Raw genomic sequence first — 26,799 nt, 5'->3', positions numbered from 1 at the left:
TTAATTGTTGAATACATTTTTAGAAAACCGTCTCAACTTGGGACGGTTTTTTAGTTTCTACTACTTCATTGGGCATATATATTTTACGTCCACACAAAACTTATTTACTCATTTTTAATAAAATATTGAAGTCTGGGCAGTAGGAAAAAAAGAATTTAGCTAATCGTAAAATAGACAAATGTTGCATAATAGGCCACAAGAATTATACCATCACGCCATCCTAATCGTAACCCTTTTGGGATAAACACCAAAGGGAGTATCAAGAAGGAAATTCCAAGCATCCAGAAGATGTCGCTAGAGAGCAACCCTTGGTCAACAACGGTTATTGGTGTAATTATAGAAGTTATTCCCAAAACAGCGAGAAGGTTAAAAATATTGGAGCCAATCAGGTTGCCCAGAGAGATAGCCTTCTCTTTTTTGATAATAGCGATAATGGATGCTGCCAATTCCGGGATACTTGTGCCGACAGAGACAATGGTAATACCAATGACCCTATCGCTCACTCCAAATGCTGATGCCAGACCCACAGCGCCATCTATCAATAACTCCGAACCGCCCCAAAGAGCAGTTCCTCCTATCCCTAGAAACAGGGCGATTTTATGTAAAGGTAACGGAACATCATCTCCGGGCATTTCGTCTATAACCGCAGTCTTTTGAAAACGCAATAAGTAAATAAGAAATAAGAACAAAAAAACGACCATGATAATGCCTTCATACTGTTCCAAGACCCCATCAAAATAGATAAAGCCAACAAACAATAAAGATGCTACCATCATTACCGGCCAATCCGTGGTGTAAAAACTCTTGCGTACATCTATGTTCCCCAACAACACCGTAATGCCGAGCACTAGACCCAAATTAGCAATGTTAGACCCTACAACATTGCCCAGAGACAAATCGGGAAATCCATCTAAAGCGGCTTTGATACTAACTATGAGCTCGGGAGCAGAGGTAGCGAAAGAAACCACTGTCATGCCTATCACTATTTTCGGAATTTCAAGCCTTAAGGACAGAGCAACAGCAGCTTTCAACAACCAATTTCCTCCCAAAATCAGCAGTACCAGACCAAGAACAATAAAAAGTAGATTTCCCAAAAATAATATTTGGTGTAAATATAGAAGAAGATTTATTCGTCAATAGCTTAGTGACAAAAAATGTTTCATAAAAACATGTAAACCACAAAACAAATTAAAAAACTAAGGTGATAAAATATTCAAAAAGCACAAAAAACCTGTTACCAAATGAACTGTCCAAAGAATCAATAATCTATTTGTCCAAGAGAACGGAATGGCAAAAAAAAGTGGTTTTCCAAATGAAAACCCCCTTAGGTTTTGAAATTTACATAAAAAGACCACTTCATTTGTTATCATTTATTATCTAAATATGCATATTATATTATAAATTAAATTTTTTTTTAAGGAAGTCACATAATTCTTAAAGTTGATTTCATTTTTTAAGCTACAATCTTGTATTCAATTTAATTAATTTTTAGCTAAGTATTTGGAAACCTGATAATTCTCATTTTATATTCAAAAAACATAACCGGTTTACCACAAATATTCACCCTTTAAATTAATCAATACAATGATAACCATAGTTAAGTTTTTAGTGATGTTGCTCATACAGCTCATTACATCCATTTTAGTCTAACCGAGAAACCCAATACATTAGATTGCCTTATTTTAAGTATTTTGCATCTGAAATGTTTAGCTACTTGAAATGACAAAAAAAATCACTCTTTTATGCGCCATACTTGTTTCACTTTTTTCGTGCAAACAAGAACCAAAGCAAGAGAACACTCCAGACCTCAGCGCGAATTTTTCCAAAATTCTGGACAATTATTATGAAGATGGTCTAAAATTGAACCCAATCAATGCTACAATGGCGGGAGACCATCGTTACGATGATGTTTTTGTCAATTTACTTTCAGATGAGTATTTGGAAAGAATCAAAACGCATTACAGTACCTATAAAAATGAATTGGGTACTTTTTCAGATGAAGACCTCTCGGACAGTGAAAAAATGAGCAAGGCAATTTTGACCTGGGAATGTAATATCCATTTGGAAGAGCTCAAATTCAACGCAAATCTAACTCCAATAGACCAAATGTGGTCTCCCAATCTATTCATGGGGCAATTGGCAAGCGGTTCTAGCGCGCAGCCCTTTAATACTGTGGAGGATTATGAAAAATGGATGAAAAGGGTAGACGGGTATTTAGAGTGGATGAATTCAGCAGAAGAAAGAATGCGTGAAGGAATGGAAAAAGGTCATGTACTACCAACATCCTTGATTAAAAAAGTTTTACCGCAATTGCAGTCACTTACCGATAGGAATTTGGATGAGCACCTATTTTATGGACCAATCAAAAACTTTCCGGACGACTTTACAGAAGAGGAAAAATCAACTTTAGAAGAAGCCTTTACAAGAATGATACTCGATAAAATAGTTCCTTCTTATGAGCGTCTGTATACGTTTATGAGTGAAGAGTATATCAAAAGAGGACGTGAATCTAGCGGTATACAAGGTGAACCAGATGGCGATGCTTACTATGCGCACCAAATAAAAAAGTATACAACAACAAACATGACAGCCACCGAAATCCACGAATTAGGGCTTAGTGAAGTTGCTAGAATTCGCGCTGAAATGGAAAAGATAAAAACAACGGTCGGTTTTGAAGGAGACTTAAAAGCTTTTTTTGATTTTGTAAGAAGCAACGAAGAGCTTATGCCCTTCAAAGAACCGAATGAGGTAATCGACAACTTTAATGCTATCCATAATCGTATGAAACCACAGATAGAAAAATTGTTCGACGTAAAACCTAAAACTGCTTTTGCGGTAAAACGTACTGAAGCTTTTAGGGAAAAATCCGCAAGCGCCGAATACAATCCAGGTTCATTGGATGGAACAAGGCCCGGTATTTTTTATGTACCCATTCCAGATGTTACGGCATACAACACATACTCGGACGAATCACTTTTCTTGCACGAGGCAATTCCCGGACACCATTACCAAATATCCCTGACCCAAGAAAGTGAAGTCCTGCCCAAGTTTAGGAAAACCCTTTGGTATAGTGGTTATGGGGAAGGTTGGGCTTTGTACAGCGAATCATTGGGTACTGAGTTAGGACTTTATACTGATCCCTATCAGCTTTTTGGTATGCTAGGAGCCGAAATGCACCGTGCAGTGCGTTTAGTGGTGGATACCGGATTACATTCCAAAGGATGGACAAGGGAAGAGGCCATTCAGTACTCTTTGGATAATGAAGCAGAATCTGAAGCGAGCATTACATCAGAAATAGAACGCTATATGGCCAATCCCGGACAAGCGCTTTCCTATAAAATTGGACAATTGAAAATTAGGGAATTGCGAGAAAAAGCAGAAAAAGCCTTGGGAGAGAATTTTGATATTCGAAAATTTCATAATCAGGTCTTGGAAACCGGCTGCGTTCCCCTAGCGTTATTGGAGGAAAAAATAAACAATTGGATAAAAGCCAATAGTTAACACTTTCTTTGGTAATTGGCAGACAATTATATCTGCTTCTTGGTTATATTTGCTGTTCTCAACAGACGAACGATGTTTTACAGATTGCTGGCTAGAATGAACAAAGCGTTCCTTCCCTCCTACTCAAAAAGAGGATTGGATTTATCAAAAGCTTCCAAACTACAAATGGCCATAATAGGCTGGCGCTACTTCATAACAACAAAGGCTTTGCGCTAATAGTTCAAAAGTGCTGTTATCTCGTGATCTTTGAGTTTGATCGCTCCGTTTAAAAAGGAAAGCTGAATTAAAAAGTTGCATTGTACTACCTTGCCTCCGAGTTTTTCAATCAACTTACATACAGCTTCTGCCGTACCACCAGTCGCCAATACATCGTCATGCACCAATACTCGCTCTCCTTTTTGTATGGCATCTGTATGAATTTCCAAACTGCCATTGCCATATTCCAAGGCGTACGATTCAGAAACTGTTGTGTACGGTAATTTTCCCGATTTACGAACGGGAACAAAACCTGCATTTAGTTTTGATGCCAAAATAGGCGCAAAAATAAACCCCCTACTATCTACGCCAACTACCTTGTCCACTTCATATTGTTTTACCATTCCAAAGAGCACATCAGCGGCATTGTTGAGGGCATTTTTATCCTTTAAAAGTGGAGTAATATCCTTAAAAAGGACTCCTGGTTCAGGAAAGTCCTTGATATCGCGAATATAAGAGTGAAAATCCATGGAATTATGTTGTTAGGGTTTTGTCGTAAATTTAAAAAGAAATATATTTGCACCCCATAAAAAAGGCCTCGTGGCGCAACTGAATAGCGCATCTGATTACGGCTCAGAAGGTTGCAGGTTTGAATCCTGCCGAGGTCACTTAAGGTTCAAGGCTTGAATCCAGCAAGATTTAGGTCAAGAACACCAAATAAAACTAAAACCTTTCAAATACTCCTATTTGAAGGGTTTTTGATTTTTAATACGACACTAATCGCAATCAAAATTTATTAGAAAAAGGTCAACAAATCGGTCAACAGATTTTTAATCGTCAACAGTGTTGACGATTAGTCAAAATATGGCGTTATAGAGAATTATACACGAAAATTGGCTAGCACTTCCTTTTTTAAGCGTACACTTATAGGAATTTCGTAATCACCAATGATAATTTCATTTTCCACAATTGTATCCACTTTATATTTACATACTATATACGATTTGTGCGTTTGAATAAAATCATTTTCAGGCAATTGATCTTTAAAATTCTTTAAAGCTATTTGTGTAACTATTGTCTCGTTTGTTGTTACCACTTTGATATAATTTTGCATTGCTTTTGCAAATAGAATATCCTTTATGTATATCTTTTTAAGCTGTCTCTCATTTTTTAAAAAAAGTATGTTTTTTTCATCATTATGTTCATAGTAACTGTTAACCTTATTAACTGCCTGTAAAAAACGCTTATAAGAAATGGGTTTTACTAAATAATCTAAAACGTTGTACCCAAAGCTTTGTAACGCATATTCCTCATATGCAGTTGTCATTATAATTGAAGGTGATTTTTTTAAGCCTTTTAGCCAATCTACACCGGATAGTATGGGCATATTGATATCTAAAAAAATTAAATCAATTTCATTGCTTTCGAGATAATGATTTGCTTGCAATACATTCTTACATAGCGCAACCACATTTAAGAACGAAATCTCTTTACAATAATCGCTAATGCCTTCTCTAGCGACAGGTTCATCATCTATGATTAAACAATTTAGTCGTTTCATTCTTTTACTTTTTATAATTCTATAATCAAGTCAACCATAAACATCTGTTTTTTCTTATGTATGATTAATTCATGCTTATCTGGATATACTATCGATAAGCGTTTTTTTACATTTGTTAAGCCAATTCCGCCAACAGCATTCTTACCAGTTGCACCATCAAAAGTATTTGCACAATGTAGCGAGAGCTTACCTCCTACTTCTTTAATGTTTATGTCTATACTATTGTCATTATTATTAGTGTGATTACTACAATGTTTAAATGCATTTTCTATAATAGGAATTAATAATAATGGAACTATTTTTTTTGTGGCATTCTCAAATTCTATAATGTAGGCTAGCTGAATATCTGAACCCTTACGGGTTTTTTCCATTTTAATATACTGTAATACAAAGTCTAGTTCTTTTTTTAATATAATTTCAGTGCCACTTTCATACAATTGATAGCGTAATAGCTCCGAAAACTGAAGTAATGTATCTTTAGCCAAGGCATTATTTTTACCTATTAAGTGGTACACATTATTAATTCCATTAAATAAAAAGTGAGGATTTAACTGGGCTTTTAGATATTTTAGTTCAGCCTTAAATGATTCTTGTATTAGTTGTTGTTTTTCCTTTTCAGATTTTTTGTGGGCGTGTCTCAAAATATAATAAAAGCCCGCAACGCCGTAAAAGACATTGACAAAAACGGTAATACTGAAGTTATCCTCAAATTCATCTGTATCATATATTTCAAATATATCATACAGCATATAGTCAAAATAGGTTTCAACTAGAGAAACTGCTATGCATATAGAAAAAGAAAGCACATAGAACATTGCTTTTTTATTATGCATATACATTTTTGGCACTAACCAAAACACTTGTATATAAAACAAAAAGACATTGGTAAAAAGCCCATACGTATAGGCATAGGCTAAACTATTAGGATCAGAAACATTATTAAACCCATTCCAATCTGAATGGACAACAAAAGCAAACAACCAATAATTTAACACCCAGAACAGGAGATGCAATGCTATTTTCCTTATTGATTTGGTTTTGTTCATTGGTGTATTTTGTACAAAGGAACCTATTATTTATTTGTGATTAAGTAATTCCTACGTTCGTCAACAACTACGCAACGTTCGTCAAATTATTCTACCCCAAAGCGTTTTCACCTATTCCTTTGCAAGGAAATCATAAAGAAATCATCATGAAAAAAATGTTTTTTAAAATAGAAAAATCAAATAACTTATCTACTCTTGCCAATAAATTTCTAGTTGTACTATTATCAATCATTACACTCTCCTGTTCTAATGATGATAATGGAATACCTCCTGCAGATATTACCGAGATATCCCAAGACATTAAAAATTTAATTTATTTCAGAGGGGATGAAAAAGCTCCTACAGTATTGATAGCTGTACCAGGTGGTCCTAGTCCCGAATTGGCTACAGATATAATAGATGACCTTGCACAAGATATTAGTCGCCCACAAGACATTTTAACTATAACCGTACATCAGGCCCAAACGTTAAATTCCAACATATTGGAAGGCAATGATATAACATTGGACCAAGCCATTAATTTTAATGCTGAAAGTATAGAGATGCTTTCTGAAGTGATTACCTATTTTAAAAATCAAGGTAGAACGGTTTATGTTGCTGGAATATCATTTGGCGCATTTGTAACGCAAGAGTTTATTGCGCAACAAGGAATAGATGCGGCCGATGATTATTTAATTATAACAGGTAGGCTAGACATTAACGATGCTATATGGCAGGGTCTAGCTGAAGGAAAGAATGCGTTTTTTGAAAACGGAGTTACTCCCATAGTAGATGATCAACCATTTGTAGATGCATTCAATAGAAATGAAGCTAGAATGTTTGCTGGGTTAGCAATGAATAGATATACAGAGCAATTTAATACTATTGAAAGCCTATCTAACATAACATACATTTATGGAGAAACAGACATGGCCGTTGGTAGCCTTACGGTCGAAGAAGTTGCATTTTTACAATCGAAAAATGCAAATATACTTTCCGGAAATGGCGGTCATGATTTGCCTTTTGAGGATTTTCTTAAACAGGGTTTTAGTGAAGCATTTGGAATAGTATTGCCATAATAGATAGTGACACCATAATTAAAAAAAGATGAAAAAAATAACAGTAGTAGCAGTATTCATGGTACTTATAACTAATGCTTTTGCACAAGGAACAGTACAACAAAAATTTGAAGTAAAAGTAATTACAAGCGTAGAGTCTATTATACCAGATGGATTGGGTAGGTCGCGTTTAATTTCAGCAAATGATAAAAGAGACTATAAAGAATTTACTTCTACGCAAACAAAAGATGATAATACAAGAAATAAGTCGAAAAGGAAAGACATTAGAGTAAAGGATTTTGAGGAAACAAAACTATTAAACTTTTATAATGTCGCAGGAATACGCTTTCAAAATATAGCAGCAAATGATGCTGTAATCTCATCAAAACTAACTGCAATGATTTCTGAAGGTTGGGATTTGGCATTCGTAACAAGTGCTGTGGAAAGTGATGCCGGCGAGAATGATGGAAATGGCATTTTTATTACACGCTACATCTTTAAAAGAAAATTGAATTAAAAAATATAAACAATTAAATAAAAACATCAATCATGAAGAAAATAATATTAATAACGGTTATTACAGTTTTAGGATTAAATACTATCAATGCTCAAAAAGTAAAATTCGGAGCTAAAGCAGGTTTAAACCTTGCATTTGTTACAGGAGACGATACCGAAGATTTTACTCCCAATACAGATTTCCATTTTGGTGTTATGGTTGAATGGAAAATTTCAGACAAATTCGCTTTGCAACCCGAAGTCATGTATTCCGGACAAGGGGCAGATACAAACATTGATTCTGAAGGTGTAATTTCATTAAACTATCTAAATGTCCCGGTAATGGGAAAATACTATGTTACCAGGGGATTGAGCTTGGAAGCAGGGCCACAAATTGGTTTTTTGCTTTACACTGAAGGAGGCTCCATAAACTTTGAAGACGCTTTAAAATCGACAGATTTCGGAGTGAATTTTGGCGTTGGTTATAAACTTGATAACGGACTCAATTTTAGCGCAAGATATAATCTTGGGCTGTCTAATATTATTGACTTTGATGGGGTCTTGGATAAAAATAGAAATGGAGTATTTCAACTATCTGTTGGTTATTTCTTCTAAAATCAAATTTGTAACTACCCAGGTGAATTCACTTTGGTTTTTATTTTTTAAACATTGAAATTTTTATTTCAATCAAGTAAACAATATAAAATCATGAAAAAAACAAATACAATCTTATTACTTCTAATAATTTCATTTTCATTACTGAATTTTAGTTGTTCCAATAGTGATGAGGAGTTAATAGTTGATGATTTTTCTTCCCTTGATAAAGAACTTATGGCCAGAGATTTTTCAGGTGTTGTTCTAGTCGCTCAAAATGACGAAATCATATTTAACCAGGCATATGGAAGAAAAAATAGTCAAGAAAATGGATTGAATGATATCAATACCGTTTTTGATATGTGCTCCATTTCAAAACAGTTGACTGCCGCTGGAATCCTAAAATTGTCAATGCAAAATAAGATTTCAGTTGATGATAATTTATCAAAATACTTTGACGCTGTTCCTAATGACAAAAAAAATATAACCATTCATCAGTTACTCACACATTCTTCTGGTTTAAGAGCTGGAATAGGTGGAGATTATGAAACCATTACTGAGGAAGAGTTTTTAAGGCAAGTTTTTAATAGCGAATTAATTAGTCCCGTTGGAGAAAGATTTAATTATTCTAACGTAGGCTATAGCTTACTTGGTTTAATAATTGAAAAAGCTAGTGGAATGGATTATGAAAGCTTTTTAAGTTTAGAGATTTTTGAACCTTCAAACATGTACCATACTGGTTATATAATTCCAGATTGGCAACAAAATGAAGTGGCCAACGGTTATTTGAATGGAGTTGAAAATAATAAGCCAAATGAAGAGAATTGGAGTGACAATGGTCCGTATCTCAATCTTAAAGGAAATGGAGGTCTTCTAACACGAGCAAGTGACATGTTACTTTGGAGCCAATCTATAATGAACAATACAGTACTAGATGAAGCAACTACATCTGCATATCTTTTTCCGCATTTCCAACCCACAAATCTATATGATAGCTATGGATATGGCTGGGGAATTGAAAATAATGATTCAGAGAATAAATTAGTGGTTCATGGAGGTGCGAGTAATTTGTTTACATCTGATATGTGGATCTACCCAAACAAAGGAATTACAATAATTGTACTCAGTAATGAATTTGACGCATCTGTATACACAATTGCAAGAGGGATATCAAATTTTTTACTAGCAGAGTAATAGTATTACCTGCAGCAATGTTCATGTTGTAAGAATTATAGATTTTTATCTTTGTTCTGAAAGTCAAATGAAACCATTTGGTATCAAATTGACCGTCAACAATTCGGTCAACAGATTTTGTAAAGTTTAAGAACCGTTTAAAATATTGAGCTTCGGAGAATAGGACTTAATCCTGCCGAGGTCACGAATAAATCGAAAGCAAGCTAAAACAAATAGCTTGCTTTTTTGTTTTAGTGAGGTTTTGATGCCTCAAGGCGGAGCTTTGTTAGAATATGTATTAGCAAATCCTACCGAGGTCACTAGAAGGAAACTCCAAACGAATAAAAAACCTTGAAAATCCAGGGTTCTGCAAAGTTTCGTTGTTTTTGGACAATAATAAGATTTGAATTGATATGATTCCAAACGCCAATAATTTGGTGAACAGATTTTAAAAAGAGTTTGTTGAGACTTAGTCTGGCCCATACTCTTTATGGAGTCACTCCATATGTTGCAAATACGACTAGAAATGTATCATCAAAAATTGTTTTCAGAATGTTTAAATCAAAGACTTTTTAATTTTCTTATCTTACCTAGACAACAATCATAACACGTATCTAAATGAAAAGGATAGTTTTCCTTATACTGTTTTCTACCATTTTGTTGTGCTGCAAAAATGAAAACAACCAAAGAAGAGAGGGCTCTATTGATATGATAGAACCCAAAGGAATAGATAATGTCGCTTATAGATGGGGCGAAATGGCCCTCGTAGCAACTGCTTTGGACACTGAACGGTTTAACCCTAGACCAACCATTACTTCTAGGTATTTAGGACTCATATTTACCGCAATTTTTGATGCTTGGTCCAGGTACGATGCAAATGCAATGCCTGTTTACCTCAATAACGTGGAAAGGCAGCCTACAGGAAAGCGCACCTTAAAAAACAAAGAGATTGCCATAAGCTATGCAGCCTTGAGAACCTTGAGCGAATACTATTATTCGGACAGGGCATTGTTCGATAAGTTTATGGAAGAGGAATTGAAACTGGACCCCAAGGATACTTCGGTTGACCCCAATACACCAGTAGGTATCGGCAATCTTGCTGCCAAGGCAATCATAGAGGCCCGAAAAAACGACGGCTCCAACCAATATGGCGAGGAAGAAGGCTCCAATGGTAAACCTTATTTTGATTATACGGGCTATAAACCAGTAAATACGGTTGATAAAAATGTGAGCATCGACCGTTGGCAGCCCAAGTACTTCTCCGATGGAAAGGGAGGTCAATTTGCTCCAGGGTGCCTAACCCCTTTTTGGGATAAAGTAAAGCCAATAGCACTAAAGTCGGGTAATCAATTCAGGCCCGGACCACCACCTTTGGTAGGCTCCGAACAGTTAAAAAAAGAGATAGCTGAAGTTGTAAATTTACAGGCCAATCTTTCCGATGAAGAAAAAGCATTGGTCGAATTTATGCGTGATGGACCTGAGTCTGTGCAACAAGCAGGGCATTGGCTAAAATTTGCCCAAGACGTTTCAAGAAGGGACAGCCATACTTTGGACGAAGATGTAAAGATGTACTTCTACAACCAAGTGGTAGCAATGGATGCTTTTATTGCCTCATGGGATTCCAAAATGTTTTATGACTACGCTCGACCTTACGCGTTGGTACATGAATATTACGATGGCATAAAAATCAGGGCGTGGGCCGGACCCGGGAAGGGAATGGTAGACATGGACGGTAGTCAGTGGCGTCCTTATTCCCCGGACACCTTTCTATGCCCGCCATTCCCAAGTTATACTTCGGGGCACAGCACCATAAGTGGAGGCTGTGCAGAAGCATTGAAGCTTTGGACGGGAAGTGATGAATTCGGGGAAAGTGTTGAATTACTTGCTGGTGCGCTTACCGAACCCAATAATCCAGGTGCCATGGTAACCTTGCATTTTCCCACGTTTACGAAAACTGCAGATATGGCCGGTATGTCCCGAGTATTGGGCGGCTATCATATCCAGGCCGATAATGTCGCTGGATTGGAACTGGGAAGGAATGTTGCCAAGGAAGTATGGGAATTCTACAAAAAGCATATTGGGGAAAACTAGCACTATTTCTTTTTCGTTGCGTTTTAAGTATTTGAATTTCTTTATTGATTCTCTAAAATTCTTGCATGTCCAGTTTATCCAAAATAATTGAATCGACTTTGCGCTATCAAATCAATTTAGTATTCATCTAAAATTTTTCTTCTTTTCTAAAATCTTTGAAGATTCTGAATAAGGATACAGAGAAATGTAAGAGTTAATATGTGACAATACTTTCAAGTATAGACTTACAAAAAGGACATCTTTTTTAATACCCCAATCCTTTCTATCAACTCATATATTATCAAATTTTAAAGTTAAGGTTAATACGGATGTCCATGTTAAAACTTAACATGCACTACCATACATGTAGGTCTAGTTTTGCACTTCAACTAAAAAATATGAAGATGAAAACCTACCTATTTCACAAACTAAAAAAACTTAGAAAAACACAGAAACTACTTTCGCTTTTATTCATTTGGTTATCGTGTTCCATATCGTTCGGGCAAGCTACCAATGCATCCATACGAGGTAGTGTATCAGATATCAATGGAGAGCCATTGATGGGTGCTACCGTAATCGTTAAAAATAATTCTACAGGATTTACTTCGGGTACCGTAACCAATGAAAATGGAAGTTTTAGAGTACAACAGCTACCTCTTGGAGGACCATATACCGTTACCGCTCAATATTTGGGGTACAGCGATATGGTTAAAGAGGGATTTAATTTAAACTTGAGCGATGCACTTGTGCTGAACTTTACCATGCAAGAAGCATCAACTGCTTTGGACGAAGTAGTGGTCACCACTAATAGCATAACCAAAAGAATAGAGCAGCTTGGTGCATCGACCAAAATTGGTGCAGGTCAAATAAAAAACCTCCCTCTTGAAGGACGGAATTTTACAGGGCTTACAAGCCTTTCCCCCTTACAAGGTGGTGGAAGTATAAATCTGGCTGGACAAAGACGTACCTCTACCAATGTTACGATCGATGGGGTAAATGCACGAAATCAATTAACTGCTGGTGAGATCGGTAGGGGGCCCTATACAATATCACAGGAAGCCATTCGTGAGTTTGAAGTAGCGACCAACGATTATGCGGTATTACAGGGTAGACAAGGTGGTGGCGCCATTAATGCCGTAACTAAATCTGGAACAAATACCTTAAGTGGCAGTGCCTTCTTTTACCATAGGGCAGATGCTCTTCAAAGCCAATTTAATATTAGGGGCGAAGACCGGGACGCCAATTTCTTTACGTCACAATATGGATTCAGTCTTTCAGGACCTATTATAAAGGATAAACTGCATTTTTTTATGGTCTATGAACGTCAGGATGAGGGGGACCCGGTTAGTATAGCTGATATTCAAAGTGATAATGACCAAAATCTATTGGGAATTTCCCAAGAAAATCTAGACCGATTTTTACAAATAGGCAGGGACGTTTATGGGCTGAGCAATTCTCAGCAAACAGGTCAATTTGACCGTGAAACCGAAGCCAATAACCTATTTGTTCGATTGGATTGGCAAATAAACGATAAGCACAGACTTACATTTAGAAACCTTTACAATAAATGGGATCAGCCACTTCGCACTAGCGACAACTCCAATATTGAAGTATTGGAATCCTTTTCAGATTTTGAATCCCAAGAGAATAGCACCCTTTTATCGCTGCGCTCTATATTTTCTCCAACTGTAACCAATGAATTCAAGTTACAGTACCAACATGCTGAGCGTTCATTTAATACCAATTCTGAACTACCGTCATCCAATATTCCCAGGGCCATTGTAGAAGTTTCTTCAGAATTGCCAAATGGTAATAGTAGAAATCGAAGTGTGCAATTGGGCGGACAGCGATTTACCCCGGAAACCAATCTGGAGCGACAACTACAGATTGCCAATACAACTTATATCAATTCTGGCAAATATAATTTCACTTTTGGTACGGATAACTTAATCACCTATCTAGAGACCCTATTGTCCAACGAGCAAAATGGTCGGTTCTTTTTTGATTCTTTGGACGATTTTGAAAACCAGAACCCTTCTAGATATGCACGCGAGGTACCACTTCAAGGTTTACCCCTTGTAGAGCAGACCGTTCTTGATCTATCTTTATTTGGACAAGTGGAATTTGACCTTGCGCCCAATCTAAATCTAATGGCGGGTCTGCGTTGGGATGCTACCCTATTTATGGATGAGGCAGAATTTAATCCCGTAGTATTTGAAGAATTAGGCATTAGAACAGATGAAAAAATTGAGGATTTTGACAATATCCAACCACGATTCCAACTAACATGGAACGTTAAAGGAAAGAATACGGATATTGTAAAAATAGGTGGTGGCGCCTTTAGTGCCCAACCACATTACTATGCGCAAGTAAATAATATTCAGAACAGTGGTACTTTGCTCGGTGCCATAGATGTTACTGGTGATGCAGTGCCTACACCAAATTTTCCCGGATATCGCAACGACCCAAGTACCGTTCCAGGAGTTCCAGCTGGCGTTACTCCTTTTTCGACCATAAATGCAGTTAGTCCAGATTTTGAAGTACCTACCATCTATAAAGGAAACATAAGTTATACAAAATTGTTTGGAGATCGTTATTCCTTGGGAGTAAATGCAATTTTTAGTCACACTACCAATAATTATGTGTATCAGGAAGCCAATCTAGTCACCGAGCCTTTTTTTACGACACCGCAAGGACGTGAAGTATTCGTACCTGCCAATACCATTACTGAAAATGGATTGGTGGATTGGACAAATTCCAGAATTTCGGATCGGGTCGGAAGGACCTTGGTATTGACATCAGATGGTGTTCTGGACAATGTCTCGCTAATTGTTGAGGGATCTGCCCGTATTGGAGAGGACGGTTATGTGAACGGAAGCTTTACATGGAATAGGACAAAAGACAATTCTTCATATAACTGTTGTGTTGCCAATACTTCAACATTCATACCCGTTGAAGGCGATCCAAGGGATTTAAATTATGGATTCGCCGATAGCCATTTTGATACCAAAGTGGTACTCAACGGAGCTACCCCAACATGGAAAGGGTTCAATTTTGGTGCAACGATTATTGGAACAGGTGGTACACGTTACTCATTGCATGTTGATGACAATACCAGTGCAAACGGAGATTTTAATTTAAGAAATGATATTGCCTATATTTTTGACCCCAATGACCCAAATACCCCACAGGCCATTATAGATGGTTATAATGAAGTACTTAACGACCCTGAGACCCCAGAAGGTTTTAAAGAATATCTGCGCGAAAGTTTTGGAAGTTTTGCAGAACGTAACGGCGGTAAAAATCCGTTTAGGGCCATTATAGACCTCCGGTTACAAAAACGGTTCAGTTTTAACAATAACAAGCACGGATTAGAACTAACGGCAGACGCATTCAACTTTGCAAATTTGTTGAACAAAGAATGGGGGCGTACCAATAACTTTGGTAGAAGACGGGATTTTATGCGTATCAATGGTTTTGATACGACCACAAACTCCTATAACTACGGTGTTCAAACGGGAGCTGGAACAGAACCAATCAACGGCACACCTTGGCGCCTACAATTAGGAGTACGATATACGTTCAATTAAGTGTTTAATTAGCAACCTGAAAGGACTTGACCATAGTGTTAGGTCCTTTCTTTTATACAAGAGGCAACCTAAAAATGAAAAAAATCTTTACTTTAACCATTGTACTACTGATTTCTTTAGCTGTACAATCACAAGAAACACTTTACAGTGACCATGTAGTTCTAATTTCAATAGACGGTTTTAGACCAGATTTTTATTTGGAAGAACAATGGCCAGCCCCAAACCTAAAAACAATGACCTCTGAGGGAGTCTCGGCAAAAGGGGTGCGTGGTATTTTCCCTTCAGTTACTTACCCTTCGCACACCACTATTATAACTGGTGCATTACCTGTAGAGCACGGTGTTTTTTACAATAGCCCTTTTGAACCAAATGGTCAAACTGGCCGCTGGTATTGGCAAAGTAACCTTATACAAACCGAAACACTATGGGATGCGGTACGAAAAGCGGAAAAAACAAGTGCTAGCTTTATTTGGCCGGTTTCCGTTGATGCTCCAATAGACTATAATATTCCAGAAGTTTGGAAATTGGACCGTTCTTATAGTAGAATTGAGTCTATGAGAGATCACGAAAATCCAAAAGGACTACTTAAAGAAATGGAAAAAGCTGTTTTGGGTAAAATGGACTCCACCACTTTTAATGGGGATTACCTGAACAGGGAAGACAGAACAGGTGAAATGGCAGCCTATGTACTTTCAAAGTATAAACCCAATTTAATGACCATACATTTAATAGCTACCGACCATTTTCAGCACGAACAAGGCAGAAACGGTAAAAAAGTAAAAACTGCAATTGCTGCCGTTGACCGTGCCATTGGTAAAATAATTGAAGCTGCTGAACGGTCCAACATTTTAGAAAGGACCACTTTTATAATAACAGGCGACCATGGTTTTGTTGATATACATTCGGCTTTAAGTCCAAATGTCTGGTTGGTCGAAGAAGGATTGATGGAAGCAAAAAAAGACAGAGGGGATTGGAAGGCAACTTTTCATACTTCAGGAGCTTCCGCCTTTTTAATGCTAAAGGATAAGAATGATAAGGGTACACTAAAAAAAGTTAAGGAGAAACTCAACAACCTACCCTATGCTTATAAAAAATTGTTCCGCATTGTAGAACGGAAAGAACTTAATGAAATTGGAGCTGACCCCAATGCGATTCTTGCACTTGCACCTATTCCCGGAGTTACTATGTCAGCGTCGGCCAGCGGTAAAATCCTAAAACCCAGAAGTGGAGGTACGCATGGTTATTTTCCTGATTTTCCACAGATAGAAACTGGATTTATAGCGTGGGGTGCAGGAGTTTCCTCTGGAAAAGTTTTGGAAAAAATAGGATTGGAAGATATTGCCCCTTTGATCAGTGAACTATTGGGGCTGGAGTTTGAATCTAAACATGGAATGCTTTATCCCGGTATATTAGCTCATGATGATTGAGCTTTTTTTAAAGCACTTGCAATAGTTTGTCGGGTGGCCCCTACCAGGTCACCCAAATCTTTTTGAGTGAGCAAATCATAAAGAATATGGTCATTTCCATCAATATCACTGATTCTCTTATTGAAATACGTTCTTAAAAACCTTAGTTTCTCTATGCTGTTTCTTTCATTTACCTTACGCATTTTTTTTTCGGAAGCGCACCATCTTTTAACAAGATAAGAGATAAACCATTCAGCGATAGTTGGCTCATTAATAATGATTTGCTTAAAAAATGAACGATCATAAACCCTAAGTCTTGTACTTGTTATGGTTTTAGAAAATTCAAAAAACTGATTATTTAGATACTTAAGGTTGCCAAAAAAATCTTTCTGACTAACTACGTCATGGACATACTCATCCCCCTGGTCTGTATAGCTTCCTAGTTTTATGGCACCGTTCAATATTTCATAAATGAATTTATGCTCAAATGGTGGTTTGTATAAATACTCATTTTTCTGAATGACGATTTCTTCAGTAAAGTCCTTCAATTTGTATTTTGTACTGTGTCTAAGATAATTATATAAGCAAAAAGTCTGGTGCTCCAAATTAATCGGTGGAATGATTTCAGTAAGCATAACAAAGGGGTATTTTGCTTATTAAATATCTAAAGTAATACTCCTTAATTACCAAAAGGTTAGGTAACCATTAAATAGATACTTATAGACTAAAGATTTTTTCCTCGTAGTGAATCCATTGTAGCTTGTGCTCGTTGCAATTCTTTTTCCAAGCTTTGGTTTTCTTCAATGTACTTTGAACGCAATTGTCTCATTTCTCTCTCAAATTCTTCTTTTTGAACATAGTCAGTCTCTATAAGTACCCCTTTTATCACACTGAAGAGTGTGAACAAAAAACTGATTACAACTGCAGATACCAGTACAATAAGTAATGTTTTTTCTCTTTTAAAGGTTTTCGAATTCTTCTCAAGAAGTAATTTTTCGTCTTTTGATAATTTGCGATCTCCCGAAAGTTGGTTTAAAAAAACATCCCATTTTTCTTCCTCTTTAATGTGCATGTCCATAAACCCGCCTTCATTTAAAAAGTCTTTGGTTTTTGGTGTTGAGGCAAGAATAAAGACTTCGACCCCATTACCACTCATCACGTCCAATAAAGCAGCATCATGATCTCGAATATCCTTTATTAGTTTTTCAACAAAATCCAAGCTATAATTTGGATGCAGGAATTCATCATAGAGTACTTTTACTTCAAAATAATCCCTACGACTTATTGCATACTTTAAAAAACGGTCTTTGAGTTCAGCTTTAAAAAATTCGCCCATTTTTCAAGTGAAAAAATTAAAGGTTTGGTTTACTGGTCTAAAACAAAGTTAGTGTAATCGAAGATGTCAAAACCTACTATCTATGCAAAGAATTTTTAATTTTTACAATCATTAAACGCAACACAATTATAATTGATACTGCTTTTTAGGACATTGCATTGAAAAACAAAGTACCATTACACAATTATGTCCTTAAACTATTTCTGCGTTGAGTCCAGCCTGAAGTAACTTGGAGCATCTTGGTTTCAAATAAGTGTACTCACCGGTTTTTACGGTACATTTTCCATTGTAATGTACAATCAAGGAACATTGTTCGGCCTGTTCAGGAGTATGTTCACAAACGTTTATTAGGGTCTCGATAACATAATCAAAAGTGTTTACATCATCATTGAACAGCACAATCTCATTCTGATTTACCGTTTCTTCTTCTAAAAGCAGTTCTTCCGATACTTTTTCCTTGACTCCCATGATATAACTATTAACCAAACCTAATTTACATATTTTACTGAAATCCAATTATTCTTTTCGAATTTTTTTTCAAATTCCAAACCATAGGCGTCACATTTTGAGGAAATTGCATCTAAATCGCTCAAATAAAAGCCACTTAGAAAAAGTGTTCCTTCAGCATTTAGACAATTGGTGTACACAGGTATGTCCTCAAGTAAAATATTCCTATTGATGTTGGCAAGGATCACATCATACTTTCTAGTTGTCAACAAACTGCTATCTCCTTGGTAAACATTAATTTGATCACAGTGGTTTCGCGCTACATTTTCTTTGGAATTCAAGAAACACCATTCATCAATATCAATAGCATCTACTGTATCCGCTCCTTTCATTTTGGCAAGGATTGCCAAAACCCCGGTACCGCAGCCCATATCCAGTACGGATTTTCCTTTAAAATCCATATCCAAAATATGTTGCAACATCATATGCGTAGTTTCGTGATGTCCTGTTCCAAAGCTCATTTTGGGCTCAATAATAATATCATATTCAACAGCTACGGCATCGTGGAACGGTGCTCTTACCATGCAGCTATCCCCTACTTTAATTGGATGAAAATTATTTTCCCATGCTGCATTCCAATTTTGCTGCTCAATTTCGGTTTGCGTCCATTTTATGTTGAATTTGGGGTTTTTAAGGATAAAGACATCGTCCAAAATAGTCTCTTCCCATTCAGATCTTAAAATATAGGCCAAAAGCCCAGAATCGTTTTCTACAAAACTCTCAAATCCCACTTCACCCAATTCTGCAATGAGGATATCGGTAGCAGGTTCTTTGGGAGTTACTATAAAACTGTATTCGATATAGACCAAACCTTTTTTGGAAATTTAGATAGCCTTGATAATATCCACAAAATCATCCGCTTTTAACGAAGCTCCTCCTATTAGACCACCATCAACATCTGGCTTTGAAAAAATTTCTGAGGCGTTTGAAGGTTTTACACTTCCGCCATATAGAATAGAAACCCCATCTGCAATGGAATTGGTAAAAGCTCCTGAAATTGTTTTTCGTATAAAAGCATGCATTTCCTGGGCCTGCTCCGGGCTTGCCGTTTCACCGGTACCAATTGCCCAAACAGGTTCGTAGGCCAATACAATACTACTCCATGCCTTGCCATCCAAATCGAAAAGGGCATTTTTTAGCTGGCTTTCCACAACGGCAAAATGATTATCAGATTTTCTATCTTCAAGCTCTTCTCCAAAGCAGAAAATGATTTTCATGCCTTTTTCCAGTGCAGTTTTTACTTTTTTGTTCAATAAATCGTCTGTCTCTCCAAAGAGTGAGCGTCTTTCGGAATGGCCAAGAATTACGATATCTACTTCAATATTAAGTAACATATCGGCAGAAATCTCTCCCGTATACGCACCATTTTCAGCATAATGCATATTTTGTGCAGCTACCTGTATCGTTGAGGATTGTAGGCTTCTATTTGCAGCAGCCAAATTTACGAATGTTGGTGCTACAATAACATCAGCATCGGTATCGGGCAACTTTGCCGATAAACTCGACAGTAAAGTCTCCGTTTCTTCAAGGTTTTTGTTCATTTTCCAATTTCCTGCTACTATCTTGGTTCTCATATGCTATTATTGTTTTGTTATATAGTGTAATTAGAGTTCTAATTTGTTTAAGTCGTTGTAATGTACTTTTTGCAAGATGGTGCCTTTTTCCAGAACCAATACAGCAGGATTAGATCGCACAATAGTTTTTAACACAGTTTCATCCGTAAAATAAAAATCGAAACTCAGACCAAACTTTTCTTTGATCGCATTTGCCCTATCAACACTGGAAGCTGACATTCCAACTACTTTATATCCCTTCTCATTTGCTTGTTCGGTCACCTTTGCCACTTCTGAAAAAACATCCGTAGTACTCTTTGCCAAATCATAGGCTATTACCATGACCAACTTATCCTCCTCCAAAATTTCCGAGGCCCAATCTTGACCTTCTTTTTCTATAGTGAAATCATGTATAGGAGGCTCATAACCTTCTTGTACCTCTGTAGTTTCCACATCTATAAATTCACCATCCACTTGTGGATACTCACCATTTGTCACAACAATCTTATCATCACCGTTGACTTTAAATCGCCAAGCATATTCGTAAATGGCCTTGGCAGCATCTGCTGGTACGCTCATTCCTTCTTGAATGTTCGCACCAATTTTATAAGGTCTAAAATCTACTGAAGGAAGGTGGTTCAGCACATGATTGGCAAACAAAGTACAGGCAAACAAAGCGGTTCCACCGATAATCCAATTGATTTTGGTATTAAATATTGGTTGGATGTGCTTTCTCCCCAAAAACAAAATGAGTATAAAAACCAGAAGAATTATATCCTTAGCAAAAGATTCCCATGGGGTAAGCTTTACGGCATCGCCAAAACAGCCACAATCGGTTACCTTATTAAAATAGGCAGAATAAAAGGTTAAAAATGTGAAGAATACTATCATTAAAAGCAAACTCCAAACCGTAAATTTTGGTTTGAACCCTATCAACAACAGTACACCTAAAATCACCTCATAGATGACCACAAAAATAGAAATCCCTAAAGCTAAAGGCATCAAAAAAGGAAGGTTCAATACGCCTTGGCTGAAATATTCTTCCAGTTTAAACGAAAACCCAACGGGATCATTCAGTTTTATGAGTCCACTGATGATAAACAAAACCCCAACAAAAATTCTGGAAATCCAAACCAAGTATTTCATGATTCTTCATTTAAATGGATTAAGGCAAAGACGGCATAATTGATAATATCTTGGTAATTGGCATCTATTCCTTCACTTACCAAGGTAGCACCTTTATTATCTTCAATCTGTTTTACACGAAGTAATTTTTGAAGTATCAAATCCGTTAAGGAGCTCACGCGTATATCTCGCCAGGCTTCACCATAATCATGATTTTTGTTCTCCATCAATGTTTTGGTGGTGGCCACTTCTTTATCGTAGAGTGAAATTGCTTCGTCAACCTTCAAATCGGGTTGTTCGGCCACTCCTTTTTCCAACTGGATCAAGGCCATAATGGAATAATTAATAATTCCGACAAATTCCGATTGTTCTCCTTCATCAACTTTCCGCACTTCATTTTGCTGTAAACTGCGTATACGCTGTGCTTTTATAAAAATCTGGTCTGTTAGGGAAGGAAGCCGTAATATTCTCCATGCCGTACCGTAATCTTTGCTTTTCTTGATAAATAGTTCACGGCAGGTCTTGATCACGTTATCATATTGTTGGGAAGTCTGCTGCATGTATTCTTGCTAATTTGCGTAAATTTCGTCAAAACTGAAATGCTTTGACAAACAGTATGTCAAAGATAATCAAACCCAATAAAGCTCGTATTTTTTATGACCATAAACTGTAAAGGAACTCTCATCGATTTTACCGTCCCAAGAATTATGGGTATCCTTAACCTTACTCCAGATTCTTTTTATGATGGAGGACGGTATAAAGATGACAATGATATTCTAACACAAGTTGAGAAAATGCTAAGGGATGGTGCTACTTTTATAGATATGGGTGCCTACAGCTCCAGACCTGGTGCCGAGCATGTTCCTGAAAATGAAGAGCTAAAACGATTGGTTCCGATTATTACACTAATTCTCAAACAATTTCCTGAGGTTATAATTTCAGTAGACACGTTCAGGAGCAAGGTAGCTTCTGAAAGCATACAGCATGGTGCCGCTTTAATCAACGATATTTCTGCAGCAAACTTAGATTCCAAAATGCTGGATGTTGTCGCGCAATATCAAGTGCCCTATATTATGATGCATTTGAAGGGCACACCACAATCCATGCAAAAACAGGCGGTTTACGATGATTTATTAAAAGACCTGTTGTTTTACTTCTCAAAAAAAATAAATGCAACCGCTTCTAAAAAAATCAACGATGTTATCATAGACCCCGGATTTGGTTTTGCCAAAACAACAGGGCAGAATTATGAGCTCTTGAATCATTTGGACCTATTCAAGACCTTTAAAGTTCCTATTATGATAGGATTAAGTCGAAAATCCATGATTTACAAAGTATTAAAATCTTCACCAAAAGAAGCACTTAACGGCACAACAGCGCTACATACGGTCGCGTTATTAAAAGGCGCCAATATTTTAAGGGCACACGACGTTAATGAAGCATATGAGTGTGTACATCTTATTGAAGAGTTGAAAGCAAATAGCCAGTAATTTTTGATTCTGCTATTTTTGTTAATTTTACAAAAACGCCGCGGTTGGATTTCCTAAATTTTATTGAATTTAAAATCACAGATGTCATAGATATTGTGCTTGTTGCCGCAATGTTGTATTACATCTATAAGTTGGTCAAGGGTACGGTCGCCATAAATATTTTTATTGGTATCGTAATCGTTTGGGCCTTATGGAAGTTGACGGAACTGCTACAAATGAAGATGATCAGTAGTATGGTAGGTGGATTCATGAATATTGGATTAATAGCTCTTATTATTGTATTTCAACAAGAGATCAGGAAATTTTTATTAATGGTCGGTTCTACCAATTTTGCTTACAAACGAAACTTTATCCGTCATTTTAAGTTTCTTAGGCAAGAGACCATGTCAACAGATACAGATGTAGAGGCTATTATAAATGCTTGTAAAAAAATGGGGGTCAGTAAAACTGGTGCACTTATCGTAATCGAAAGGGCCAATTCCCTTGATTTTGTCAAGTCTTCTGGGGATAGCATGAATATTGAAATCACCCAACCTATTTTAGAAAGCATTTTTTTTAAGAACAGTCCGTTACATGATGGCGCTGCCATTATCCAAGATAATTACATTACGGCAACTAGGGTGATTTTGCCGGTTTCCAATGACCGCACCATTCCTTTACGCTTTGGGCTACGGCACCGTGCTGCGGCAGGAATCACAGAGAAGACAGATGCCATTTGCTTGGTAGTAAGTGAAGAAACCGGAGCTATTTCTTATATTAAGAATGGTGAATTTGTCCCCTACAAAAACAAAGAAGAACTCATTGATTCGATTAAAAAGGATTTAGAGTAAATGAAATGTAAAAATTGTAATAGCTCACTTAGATCAGATTACAGTTTTTGTCCCGTTTGTGGTGCAAAGGTTATCAGAAAACGATTAACCTTAAAAAACATTTGGGAGGATTTGAGTTTTCAGGTATTTAATTTGGATAATACCTTTTTAAAGACTTTTCGCCATTTATTTTCCAAACCGGAAACGGTCATCCACTACTATATCTCTGGAACACGAAAAAAATATATGAATCCCATAAGTTATTTTGCCATTGCCATAACACTATCGGGACTTTTATTTTTTGTCCTTAGAAACATATATGAAATAGACCTTACGCAAAGTAGTTTTTCTGATAATCAAAATACGAATTTGGATTTTGTTTATGATTATCAAGGTCTGATTTCATACCTCTTCATGCCCGTGTATGCATTAATGACCTGGTTACTATTTATTGATAAGCGCAAATTCAACTATACGGAGCATTTGGTGACCAACGCTTATATAACCGCACAAACATCTTATGTTCAAGTACTGATATGCCTTCCCCTATTTGGATTTTTTGACATTAGATATGATGTTTTTAATGGGATACTCTTAATCGGAGTCGTCATTTATCAGTTTTTTATTTTGGGAAAAATGCACCAAACTGGATTTTTCAGTACTTTTTTCAGAGGTTTTGTTTACTTAATATTATTTATGATCATTACGATAATGTTAGGAGTATTAATAGCAGCAATCGCATTGGTGTCAGGCTATATATCTTTAGAAGATTTTATCGCCAAATAGTTAAGCAACCTCTTCAGCCAAGAATTGGGCTTCATACAGATTACTGTAATATCCGCCTTTTTTTAGTAATTCCTTATGCGTACCTGTTTCCACAATCTGCCCGGCGTCCATTACTATGATTTTATCGGCCTTCTTAATTGTAGCCAAACGGTGTGCTATGATGATAGAAGTCCTTCCTTCAGTAACCTTGTCCGTAGCTTGCTGTATCAATTGCTCCGAATAGGTATCAACAGAAGATGTAGCTTCATCCAAAATCAAAATACTTGGGTTACTTACATATGCTCTTAAGAAAGCAATAAGTTGCCGTTGTCCGCTAGAGAGCATGGTCCCGCGTTCCTTTACATTATACTGATAGCCACCTGGCAGGCTCGAAATGAACTCGTGAACACCAATCTGTTTAGCCGCAGCTTCAATACTGGATAGTTCAACGGAAGATTCTCTAAGTGAAATGTTATTGGCTATCGAATCGGCAAAAAGAAAAACATCCTGTAAGACTATCGCAATATGGGAACGAAGAGATTTTAAGGAATAGTCACGAATAGTATGACCATCGATTAAAATATCGCCAGAATTTATTTCATAAAACCGATTCAATAAATTGATAATCGTCGATTTTCCAGCTCCTGTAGCACCTACAATAGCTACAGTCTGTCCCGCCTCAACCTTGAATGAAATCCCGTGCAAAACTTCTTCATCCGCCACATAACCGAAACGAACGTCGGAAAATTCTATATCTCCCTTCACATCTTCTTTTTCCATTGTCCCGGTATCTGCTATTCGACTTTCGGTATCTAGAATCTTGAACACCCTATTTGCAGCTACCATTCCCATTTGCAACGTGTTGAATTTATCCGCTATTTGTCTCAATGGACGAAACAATAAATCCATTAAGAAAAAGAAAGCGAAGATAGATCCGGTATCGTTTAAAGCCACATTTTCAATATTCTGAATCACTCCAAAATAGACCACTAGACCAATACCAATAGAATAGGAAATCTCAGCTATGGGGAAAAATATGGAATTGTACCATACTGTCTTCAACCAAGCATTCTGGTGTTTCTCATTGATTTCCCTAAACTTCTCTTTTTCGATTTCCTCCCTATTAAAAAGCTGTACGATTTTCATTCCCGCAAGACGCTCTTGAACAAAGGAATTGAGATTTGAAACCTGAGCCCTTACCTCAATAAAAGCAACCTTCATCGCCTTTTGGAATAAACGTGTTGCCACAAGAATAACGGGAAGGATTGCAAAAACGATAAATGCCAACTTCCAGTTGATCAATATCATGACCGTTGCTCCCAAAACCATTTTCAACAAATCTGCCACAATCACAAAGAAACCCTGGCTAAATATCTCACCTATTCGTTGCATATCTGCAACGGCACGGGTAACCAATACGCCGATGGAAGAGTTATCAAAATAGGTCATCTTAAAACCCATCATCCGTTGGAAGAGCCTAATCCTGATGTCTTTTATAACAGATTCTCCCAAAAGGTTTGCATAGTAATTAAAGGAAAGTTGACAGACGACTTGGCCAAATAAGGCTCCCAGCATGGCCAACACTATATAAAACAGAAGCTCACTATCTTTATTGGACAAGGCCTCGTTTATAATATCCCGTACCAAGATCGGCGTAAGAACGGCAAAAGCAGCAGAAAGAATAGCTACAATGGCTACGACCCAAAAAATTGTCCTGTATGGTTTGGTATGTTCAAAAACTCTCTTGAACAGTCCAAAATCAAAAGCGGTTCCAGTTTCGTCCTTTTTACTCATTAAAAATTGCTGTAGGGTATAAGATTTTAGTCAAATATAGTCCTTTTGCAGGGACGGAAAACCCAGCTTCCCCCCTATTCTTACTTGCTATTATTTTTTTGATTTCCTCTGGCTTCATTTTGCCATGACCAACATCTAAAAGGGTACCCACAATTGCACGTACCATATTGCGAAGAAATCTATCTGCTGTGATGGTAAATATCAATTTATCATTTTTATGCATCCAAATAGCCTTTAAAATCTTACAATTGAAGGTCTTTACATCGGTATTCGACTTGGAGAAGCACTCAAAATCCGTGTAATCCATCAAAAAGGACGCCGATTTGTTCATTGCCTCTATATTCAAAGGATGCCTGACCAGATATGCAGTATCCGAATAAAAAGGATTCTTTTCTTGGACTATCCAAAACTCATAAGTACGTTCTGTGGCATCAAATCTGGCATGGGCATCTTTTATTACACGATCAATCGCTTCAACTGCAATATCTTCTGGAAGAAATGCATTGAGGCGATAAACCAAGTCTTTTGTGTTTTTAAGTGTGGTATAGTCAAAATGAGCATACATTTCTCTGGCGTGTACTCCAGCATCCGTTCTGCCAGCTCCCACCACTTCAATTTTTTCACGCAATAAAGTAGAAAGTGCTTTTTCCAATACTTCTTGTACCGTAATAGCATTGGGCTGATTCTGCCAACCGTGGTATGCCTTTCCGAAATAGGAAAATCGGATAAAATATCTCAATGGAATGCCTTAT

General features: G+C 36.9%; 25 protein-coding genes and 1 tRNA gene. 13 read left to right on the top strand and 13 right to left on the bottom strand.

Going from position 1 to position 26,799, the window contains the following annotated elements; all coding sequences use genetic code 11:
* Positions 1–155: 155 nt before the first annotated feature.
* Positions 156–1,094 (bottom strand): calcium/sodium antiporter, encoded by a 939-nt coding sequence (locus LV716_RS12560; RefSeq protein WP_163418144.1) that lies wholly within the window; start codon positions 1,092–1,094, stop codon positions 156–158.
* Between the two features lie 625 nt (positions 1,095–1,719).
* Between LV716_RS12560 and LV716_RS12555 the strand changes: the two genes are divergently transcribed.
* Positions 1,720–3,501 carry a DUF885 family protein gene (locus LV716_RS12555; RefSeq protein ID WP_163418143.1) on the top strand — a complete coding sequence of 594 codons (1,782 nt, stop codon included), beginning with the start codon at positions 1,720–1,722 and terminating at the stop codon, positions 3,499–3,501.
* A 96-nt stretch (positions 3,502–3,597) separates the two neighbouring features.
* Positions 3,598–3,717, top strand: coding sequence for an SsrA-binding protein (locus LV716_RS12550; RefSeq protein ID WP_370637400.1), 120 nt, complete (start codon positions 3,598–3,600; stop codon positions 3,715–3,717).
* Here LV716_RS12550 and LV716_RS12545 read toward each other — a convergent pair.
* A complete protein-coding gene (locus tag LV716_RS12545) occupies positions 3,714–4,226 on the bottom strand; it encodes an adenine phosphoribosyltransferase (RefSeq protein WP_163418141.1) in 513 nt (170 codons plus the stop codon). The genes LV716_RS12550 and LV716_RS12545 overlap by 4 nt on opposite strands.
* Positions 4,227–4,290: 64 nt before the next feature.
* Between LV716_RS12545 and LV716_RS12540 the strand changes: the two genes are divergently transcribed.
* Positions 4,291–4,364, top strand: a tRNA-Arg gene (locus LV716_RS12540).
* Between the two features lie 212 nt (positions 4,365–4,576).
* On the opposite strand, the gene LV716_RS12535 is transcribed toward LV716_RS12540, so the two are convergent.
* Together LV716_RS12535 and LV716_RS12530 are read right to left on the bottom strand one after the other, a co-directional pair.
* A complete protein-coding gene (locus LV716_RS12535) occupies positions 4,577–5,257 on the bottom strand; it encodes a LytTR family DNA-binding domain-containing protein (protein ID WP_163418140.1) in 681 nt (226 codons plus the stop codon).
* An 11-nt stretch (positions 5,258–5,268) separates the two neighbouring features.
* Positions 5,269–6,303 (bottom strand): sensor histidine kinase, encoded by a 1,035-nt coding sequence (locus LV716_RS12530; RefSeq protein WP_163418139.1) that lies wholly within the window; start codon positions 6,301–6,303, stop codon positions 5,269–5,271.
* A gap of 146 nt (positions 6,304–6,449) precedes the next feature.
* Here LV716_RS12530 and LV716_RS12525 point away from each other — a divergent pair, with 146 nt between their 5' ends.
* From LV716_RS12525 to LV716_RS12495, 7 genes are all read left to right on the top strand, one after another.
* Entirely contained in the window at positions 6,450–7,361 is a 912-nt protein-coding gene (locus LV716_RS12525) for a hypothetical protein (RefSeq protein ID WP_163418138.1), read from the top strand.
* A gap of 58 nt (positions 7,362–7,419) precedes the next feature.
* Positions 7,420–7,857: a hypothetical protein gene (locus LV716_RS12520; protein ID WP_163419441.1), complete on the top strand. Its 438-nt coding sequence runs from the start codon at positions 7,420–7,422 to the stop codon at positions 7,855–7,857.
* A gap of 32 nt (positions 7,858–7,889) precedes the next feature.
* Positions 7,890–8,450, top strand: coding sequence for a porin family protein (locus LV716_RS12515; protein WP_163418137.1), 561 nt, complete (start codon positions 7,890–7,892; stop codon positions 8,448–8,450).
* A gap of 93 nt (positions 8,451–8,543) precedes the next feature.
* The gene (locus LV716_RS12510; protein ID WP_163418136.1) at positions 8,544–9,623 is read left to right on the top strand and encodes a serine hydrolase; all 1,080 of its coding nucleotides are present in this window, start codon (positions 8,544–8,546) and stop codon (positions 9,621–9,623) included.
* Between the two features lie 597 nt (positions 9,624–10,220).
* Positions 10,221–11,693 (top strand): vanadium-dependent haloperoxidase, encoded by a 1,473-nt coding sequence (locus LV716_RS12505; RefSeq protein ID WP_163418135.1) that lies wholly within the window; start codon positions 10,221–10,223, stop codon positions 11,691–11,693.
* 383 nt (positions 11,694–12,076) lie between these two features.
* Positions 12,077–15,262: a TonB-dependent receptor gene (locus LV716_RS12500; protein ID WP_163418134.1), complete on the top strand. Its 3,186-nt coding sequence runs from the start codon at positions 12,077–12,079 to the stop codon at positions 15,260–15,262.
* 74 nt (positions 15,263–15,336) lie between these two features.
* A complete protein-coding gene (locus tag LV716_RS12495) occupies positions 15,337–16,689 on the top strand; it encodes an alkaline phosphatase family protein (RefSeq protein ID WP_163418133.1) in 1,353 nt (450 codons plus the stop codon).
* Here LV716_RS12495 and LV716_RS12490 read toward each other — a convergent pair.
* The 7 genes from LV716_RS12490 to LV716_RS12460 form a co-directional block, all read right to left on the bottom strand.
* Entirely contained in the window at positions 16,677–17,303 is a 627-nt protein-coding gene (locus tag LV716_RS12490; protein WP_163418132.1) for a Crp/Fnr family transcriptional regulator, read from the bottom strand. The two genes, LV716_RS12495 and LV716_RS12490, sit on opposite strands and share 13 nt — an antisense overlap.
* An 89-nt stretch (positions 17,304–17,392) precedes the next feature.
* Positions 17,393–18,004: a hypothetical protein gene (locus LV716_RS12485; protein ID WP_163418131.1), complete on the bottom strand. Its 612-nt coding sequence runs from the start codon at positions 18,002–18,004 to the stop codon at positions 17,393–17,395.
* 192 nt (positions 18,005–18,196) lie between these two features.
* The gene (locus tag LV716_RS12480; RefSeq protein WP_163418130.1) at positions 18,197–18,472 is read right to left on the bottom strand and encodes an ATP-dependent Clp protease adaptor ClpS; all 276 of its coding nucleotides are present in this window, start codon (positions 18,470–18,472) and stop codon (positions 18,197–18,199) included.
* A gap of 20 nt (positions 18,473–18,492) precedes the next feature.
* Positions 18,493–19,320, bottom strand: a complete 828-nt coding sequence (prmA, locus tag LV716_RS12475) for a 50S ribosomal protein L11 methyltransferase (protein ID WP_163418129.1) — start codon at positions 19,318–19,320, stop codon at positions 18,493–18,495.
* A 15-nt stretch (positions 19,321–19,335) separates the two neighbouring features.
* The gene (gene tpiA, locus LV716_RS12470; protein ID WP_163418128.1) at positions 19,336–20,085 is read right to left on the bottom strand and encodes a triose-phosphate isomerase; all 750 of its coding nucleotides are present in this window, start codon (positions 20,083–20,085) and stop codon (positions 19,336–19,338) included.
* A gap of 30 nt (positions 20,086–20,115) precedes the next feature.
* The gene (locus tag LV716_RS12465) at positions 20,116–21,210 is read right to left on the bottom strand and encodes a BT_3928 family protein (protein WP_163418127.1); all 1,095 of its coding nucleotides are present in this window, start codon (positions 21,208–21,210) and stop codon (positions 20,116–20,118) included.
* Positions 21,207–21,749 (bottom strand): DUF1599 domain-containing protein, encoded by a 543-nt coding sequence (locus LV716_RS12460; RefSeq protein ID WP_163418126.1) that lies wholly within the window; start codon positions 21,747–21,749, stop codon positions 21,207–21,209. The genes LV716_RS12465 and LV716_RS12460 overlap by 4 nt, the downstream gene beginning before the upstream one ends.
* Before the next feature lie 96 nt (positions 21,750–21,845).
* Here LV716_RS12460 and folP point away from each other — a divergent pair, with 96 nt between their 5' ends.
* Genes folP through LV716_RS12445 form a run of 3 tightly spaced genes read left to right on the top strand, consistent with a single transcriptional unit; the run spans position 21,846 to position 24,274 of the window.
* Positions 21,846–22,679: a dihydropteroate synthase gene (folP, locus tag LV716_RS12455; protein ID WP_163418125.1), complete on the top strand. Its 834-nt coding sequence runs from the start codon at positions 21,846–21,848 to the stop codon at positions 22,677–22,679.
* 44 nt (positions 22,680–22,723) lie between these two features.
* Positions 22,724–23,509: a diadenylate cyclase CdaA gene (gene cdaA, locus LV716_RS12450; RefSeq protein ID WP_163418124.1), complete on the top strand. Its 786-nt coding sequence runs from the start codon at positions 22,724–22,726 to the stop codon at positions 23,507–23,509.
* Positions 23,510–24,274 (top strand): DUF3667 domain-containing protein, encoded by a 765-nt coding sequence (locus LV716_RS12445; protein ID WP_163418123.1) that lies wholly within the window; start codon positions 23,510–23,512, stop codon positions 24,272–24,274.
* On the opposite strand, the gene LV716_RS12440 is transcribed toward LV716_RS12445, so the two are convergent.
* A complete protein-coding gene (locus LV716_RS12440) occupies positions 24,275–26,047 on the bottom strand; it encodes an ABC transporter ATP-binding protein (protein ID WP_163418122.1) in 1,773 nt (590 codons plus the stop codon).
* A complete protein-coding gene (truA, locus tag LV716_RS12435) occupies positions 26,040–26,786 on the bottom strand; it encodes a tRNA pseudouridine(38-40) synthase TruA (RefSeq protein ID WP_163418121.1) in 747 nt (248 codons plus the stop codon). The genes LV716_RS12440 and truA overlap by 8 nt, the downstream gene beginning before the upstream one ends.
* Positions 26,787–26,799 lie beyond the last annotated feature (13 nt).

It is taken from the genome of Flagellimonas sp. HMM57 (assembly GCF_021390175.1).
Taxonomy (GTDB): domain Bacteria; phylum Bacteroidota; class Bacteroidia; order Flavobacteriales; family Flavobacteriaceae; genus Flagellimonas.
This window is presented reverse-complemented; position numbering and strand designations above follow the sequence as displayed.